Here is a 5,787-nt window from a genome sequence, read left to right as displayed (position 1 = left end):
TCTGGTTTTTGAAATCGAAGAAGGTGATAAGACGGGTGTTGCCCGTATTTCCTTCATCGGTAACCAAGCCTTCTCCGACGGCTACCTGCGTGAGCAGATCCAGACCCGCGAAAGTGGCTTCCTCGGCTGGTTGCGTACGACCGATGTTTATGATCCTGACCGTCTCGATGTCGACGAAGAATCTTTGCGTCAGTTCTACTACCAGAAGGGTTATGCTGATTTCCGCGTTGTTTCTGCTGTTGCAGATTTGGACCGTGAGCAAAACATCTTCTACGTGACTTTCACTGTTGATGAAGGTGAGCAGTACGAGTTCGGTGATATCGAAATCGATACATCCTTGTCTGCTGTTGACCCAGAGGCGATGCGCCAGTATCTGCGCACTCAGTCTGGTGATACCTACAACTCACTGGAAGTTGAAAAGACACTTGAAGCTCTGACGCTGGAAGTTTCCAAGGCAGGCTATGCGTTTGCTCAGGTTCGCCCTCGTGGTGAACGTGATTATGAGAACAAGACAGTCTCAATCACTTATTTGATCGAAGAAGGTCCACGCGTTTATGTTGAGCGTATCAACGTTCGTGGTAACGATCGTACACGTGAATACGTGATCCGCCGCGAATTCGATCTCGCTGAGGGTGATGCTTATAACCGTATCCTTCTGGATAAGGCTGAGCGTCGTCTGCGCAATACACGTTACTTCCAGAATGTGCGTATTACGCGTCAGCAGGGCAGTGCACCTGACCGTGTGATCATCAACGTGGATGTTGAAGAGCAGCCAACCGGTGAAGTTTCATTTGGTGTGGGTTACTCTACATCTGACGGTGTGATTGGTGATATCTCCATCACCGAGCGCAACTTCCTTGGTCGTGGCCAGTACGTGAAAGCTGCTGTTGGTGGTGGTACCGATAACCAGAAGTATGAGTTCAAGTTCGTTGAGCCGTTCTTCATGGGGCGCCGTATCTCTGCAGGTCTGGATGTGTACCGCCGCGTATACGATCAGAACAGCTCCCGTGCTTATGAGGAGCAGACAACTGGTGGTGCGATTAACTTTGGTCTTCCGCTTCGTGAAGACGAACTGACGCTCAACCTGTTCTACAAGCTTTACCAGCGTGATCTGACGCGTAGCGACTCAACCGGTATTAGTGACTGTGAGCCTGGTGTGTCTTTGGGTGTCTGTGACTCCCTTGGGCAGTACACGACTTCACTTGCGGGCTTCTCGCTCGTCTACAATACTCTGGACAACAACCTGAACCCACGTGACGGTTATGTTGCTTCCTACGAGCAGGAAGTTGCGGGTCTCGGCGGAGAGTCTCAGTATGTTCGTGGTCAGTTTAAGGGTAGCGCATTTGAAGAGCTCTACGCTGAATGGGGTCTTGTTGGTTTTGTGAAGGGTTCTGCCGGTTACATCGAATCTATCGGTAACCGTCTGCGCGTGACTGATCAGTTCCAGGGTTCACCTGACAGAATTCGTGGTTTTGCAACCAACGGTTATGGTCCTCGTGATGAAAACGGTGGCGATGCCTTGGGTGGTAAATACTACGTTGCAGGTACCGTTGAAGGTCAGTTCCCATTCCCAGTCTTCCCTGAAGAACTTGGATTGTCGGGCGCAGTCTTCGCTGATGCGGGTTCTCTCTGGGGTGTGGATAGCGAACTGTCTTCTGTAATCGGAAGCGGTATCCAGTCTGAAGACTTCGATCTTCGTGCTTCTGTTGGTGTTGGTGTGTTGTGGCAGTCGCCGTTTGGGCCGCTGCGTGCTGACTTTGCTTGGCCTGTGCTCAAAAACGATGTTGATGAAACGCAGGTATTCAAGCTCAGTGGTGGTACACGCTTCTGATCTAGTGAAAATTTGATTATAATCGGTCGCCGATACCCTCGGCGGCCGTTTTTTTGTAGGATCCTATGACAGAACCATCAAATCAATCTGAAGTTAGCCCGGTTTTCTTCCCTGAGGCTCGATCAATAACAGTGAAACAAGTAGCTGAATGGGCTGGGGCGGAGATTGTTCGTGGTGATAGTGAGCTTGCCATTACTGGTGTTGCTCCTCTGGATGAAGGCGTTCCCGGAACGCTTGTGTTCATCGATAATCCGAAATATCTGGATCAGCTTGAGAACACGAAGGCAACAGCTTGTCTCGTGAGCAAAAAGCATGTCGACAAGGTGCCCGACGGTGTTGTGCCTTTGCTTGCCAAGGAGCCGTACCGCTCACTGGCGCAAGTTCTGGCAGAGCTTTACCCAACCGCAATGCGGCCACTTCCGGTAACCAGCGAAACGTCTGTCAGTGCGCGTGCTTTTGTTGATGAGCGCGCGCAGCTGGGTGAAGGTGTTGTTGTTGAGGTTGGTGCTGTCATTGGCGCGCATGTGGTGATTGGGGCTGGATCTCGTGTTGGTCCCAATGCAGTGATCGCTGCCAATTGTCAGCTGGGCGAGAACTGCTCTATTGGAGCAAATTCCAGTTTGCAGCACGCAGTGCTTGGTGACCGTGTCATTATTCACCCAAACGTTAGCATAGGGCAGGATGGCTTTGGGTTTGCGATGGGACCAGGTGGACATATCAAGGTTCCCCAGATGGGCCGAGTTGTGCTAGGAAATGATGTTGAAATTGGCGCTGGCTCCTGTATAGACCGCGGTGCAAACCGTGATACGACTGTGGGTGATGGAACCAAGATTGATAATCAGGTTCAGGTTGGTCACAACGTTAATATCGGAAAGCATTGCGTCATTGTTTCTCAGGTAGGGATTTCTGGAAGTTCCAGCCTTGAGGATTATGTGGTTCTTGGCGGGCAGACCGGTGTTTCCGGGCACGTTCGCATTGGAATGGGCGCGCAAGTTGCTGGCGTAAGTGCTGTACACGACGATCTGGCGCCAGGTGGGCGTTATGGTGGTGTACCGGCACGGCCGATCCGTGAGTGGTTCAAGGAAATGACGGCGCTTCGCCGCCTGACCGCTCAAGGCGGCAAGAAATAACAGATTAGACCCGGGATCTGATCCCGATAGTTAACTAGATTGGCTGGTGAATGAGGAGGGCGTGTCCTCAGATGCTCCAAGTGAGACATATGCCAGTCAAACCGATATTGCTGAGGCATTATTATGAGTGATGTAAAGACCAGAACACTTGAAAGCGCTGATATCATGCGGGTTATGGAGCTTTTGCCCCATCGTTATCCGTTTTTGATGATTGACCGTATCGTTGATATGGACGGCGACAACTCAGGTGTTGGTATTAAGAATGTAACCATCAATGAGCCACATTTTCAGGGACATTTTCCAAGCCAGCCTGTAATGCCAGGTGTGTTGCTTATCGAAGCGATGGCTCAGACTGCTGGTGCGCTTTGCGTCCATGGCCGTGAAAAGAAAGATGTGCCTTCTCTGGTTTACTTCATGACCATTGATAAGTGTAAGTTCCGCAAGCCTGTGGTTCCTGGTGATCAGGTGCACTTTCATGTAAAAAAAGTCCGCAACCGCGCGACCATCTGGAAGTTTGAAGGTGTTGCAATGGTAGACGGGCAGAAGGTTGCTGAAGCGGAAATCAGCGCAATGCTTGTCGATTCTGACGAGGCGAATTGAGGTCATTGATGCAACAGATTCATCCCACCGCGATTATCGAGGATGGGGCCGTACTTGGAGAGAATGTCAAGATCGGTCCTTACTGCATGGTGGGTCCCAAGGTAACCCTTGGCGATGATGTAGAGCTTGTTTCCCATGTGGTGATCGCTGGACGGACAACGATCGGCGCCCGGTCGAAGGTCTACCCGTTTGCCAGCTTGGGGCATCAGCCGCAGGATCTGAAGTTTTCCGGCGAAGATACGTTACTGGAAATCGGCGAAGACAACCAGATCCGCGAGCACTCCACTATGAACCCTGGCACTGCCGGTGGTGGTGGTGTGACGCGCGTTGGGAATGGCGGCCTGTTCATGATGGGTACTCATGTCGGGCATGATTGCATTGTTGGCAACAACGTTATTCTTGCCAACAATGCGACGCTTGCCGGGCATGTTGAAGTTGAAGATCATGTGATCTTTGGCGGACTGTCTGCTGTGCGTCAGTGGTGTCGTGTGGGTGCTCATTCCATCATTGGTGGTCTGACTGGTGTTGAGTTTGATGTGATCCCTTATGGATCTGTGATTGGTGATCGTGCGCGTCTTGCAGGGCTGAATCTGATTGGTTTGAAGCGCCGCAACTTTTCTCGCGAAGAAATCCACGCCCTGCGCGGTGCGTATAAGGAAGTCTTCAACAGTGAAGAGGGTACGTTGCGTGCTCGTGCGGACATTGCGCGGACAAAGTACGCTGAATTTGAAGGTGTGCAGACGATGACGTCGTTCATGCTGGAAGATGAAAAGCGCCGGTTCTGTACGCCGCGCAACACCGGTGAATAAGGGTCTGTTTTGAATTCATGGTGAAACAGGCACCTATTGCTGTGATTGCTGGCGGCGGCGATCTGCCCGGTCTGGTTATTCGGTCCGCTATGGAACAAGGTCGCGATGTGGTGACCATCGCAATCAAGGGGGAGGCAGATGCCTCCCTTTCTGCGTTTAATCCCGTTGAACTTGGCTGGGGGCAGATCGGCAAACTGTTCTCAACGCTTAAATCTAATGGTGTTCAGGATGTGGTGTTGATCGGCGCTGTGCGGAAGCGGCCTGACTTCACATCGATCCTTGGTGATTTTGGAACGATTTGGCGTTTGCCGCGTATCATCAAGGCTGTTGTTGGTGGCGATGATCATTTGCTGGTGAAAGTAGCCGGGATATTTGAACGAGAGGGTTTGCACGTGGTTGGTGCTCATGAAGTTGCTCCGGGGTTGGTTGCTAGCCCAGGCCACGTGGCAGGGCCGACGCCGGATGCCAAAGCTCTGAGCGACATGAAGCTTGCCATTGAGGCCGTCGATGCTGTGGGCCGGCTGGATATCGGGCAGGGTGCTGTTGCTGTGGGTGCACGTGTTGTTGCTGTTGAGGGCGCTGAAGGCACGGATGCCATGCTTGAGCGTGTTGCTGGGTTGCGTGCTAATGGCCGTGTCCGGTCCAAAGGGGCTGCAGGTGTGCTTGTAAAGTGTTCTAAGCCGCAACAGGATCTGCGCCTTGATATGCCGACCGTTGGGCCAGAAACCATACAGAAAGCTTCTGACGCACAGTTAAAAGGCGTGTGTGTTGAGGCTGGGCGTGTGCTGGTTGCTCATCGTGATGAGGTTGAGCGCCTTTGCGATGAGCTGGGTGTTTTCCTTTATGGCTGCACACGTGATGAAGATTTTGAAGCTGGTGAGCGCTGAGGTATGAGCGAATTGGAAGCTGTCAAACCCTTCAAGGTTTTCTTTGTTGTTGGTGAGGAGTCTGGCGATCAGCTGGGTGCCGAAGTCATAAAAGCATTGCGCGCCTCAATTGGCGATCGTCTTCAGGTCTGTGGTCTGGGCGGTGAGCGTATGGCGGCTCAAGGCGTGCAGTCGATCTTTCCGCTGCATGATATTGCTGTGATGGGCATTACGGCGGTGTTGGAGCGTTTGCCAACGATTATTCGCCGTGTACATCAAACTGTTGATGCGGTTATTGCCGAGCAACCTGATTTGCTGCTGATCATCGACTCTCCGGATTTCACTCACAATGTGGCAAAGCGCGTGCGCAAAAAAGCGCCTTATATCCGAGTGGTGGACTATGTGAGCCCGTCTGTGTGGGCATGGCGTCCGGGACGTGCGAAGAAGATGGCGGCATATGTGGATCAGCTGCTTGCGCTGCTGCCGTTTGAGCCTGAGGCTCACAAGCGCCTTGGTGGGCCGCCTTGTGACTATGTAGGGCATCCGTTGAT

General features: G+C 52.3%; 5 protein-coding genes and 1 pseudogene. All 6 read left to right on the top strand.

Annotation, left to right across the window (positions count from 1 at the left end; translation table 11 throughout):
* A partial coding sequence (bamA, locus tag PPL9_RS26500; protein WP_208989654.1) for an outer membrane protein assembly factor BamA occupies positions 1 to 1,831 on the top strand: 1,831 nt, incomplete at its 5' end.
* A 65-nt stretch (positions 1,832 to 1,896) separates the two neighbouring features.
* Entirely contained in the window at positions 1,897 to 2,961 is a 1,065-nt protein-coding gene (gene lpxD / locus PPL9_RS26495; protein ID WP_057465524.1) for a UDP-3-O-(3-hydroxymyristoyl)glucosamine N-acyltransferase, read from the top strand.
* A 123-nt stretch (positions 2,962 to 3,084) separates the two neighbouring features.
* Entirely contained in the window at positions 3,085 to 3,561 is a 477-nt protein-coding gene (gene fabZ, locus PPL9_RS26490; RefSeq protein WP_057465523.1) for a 3-hydroxyacyl-ACP dehydratase FabZ, read from the top strand.
* Between the two features lie 8 nt (positions 3,562 to 3,569).
* Positions 3,570 to 4,370 carry an acyl-ACP--UDP-N-acetylglucosamine O-acyltransferase gene (gene lpxA, locus PPL9_RS26485; protein WP_057465522.1) on the top strand — a complete coding sequence of 267 codons (801 nt, stop codon included), beginning with the start codon at positions 3,570 to 3,572 and terminating at the stop codon, positions 4,368 to 4,370.
* A gap of 17 nt (positions 4,371 to 4,387) precedes the next feature.
* Positions 4,388 to 5,257 (top strand): UDP-2,3-diacylglucosamine diphosphatase LpxI, encoded by an 870-nt coding sequence (gene lpxI / locus PPL9_RS26480; RefSeq protein WP_057465521.1) that lies wholly within the window; start codon positions 4,388 to 4,390, stop codon positions 5,255 to 5,257.
* A gap of 3 nt (positions 5,258 to 5,260) precedes the next feature.
* Positions 5,261 to 5,787: pseudogene (locus tag PPL9_RS31655) on the top strand (lipid-A-disaccharide synthase); the annotation flags it as partial.

This window comes from Pseudovibrio sp. POLY-S9, assembly GCF_001431305.1.
Classification (GTDB): domain Bacteria; phylum Pseudomonadota; class Alphaproteobacteria; order Rhizobiales; family Stappiaceae; genus Pseudovibrio.
Note: the sequence above shows the minus strand (reverse complement) of the source record. Positions and strands in the feature narration are given on the sequence as shown.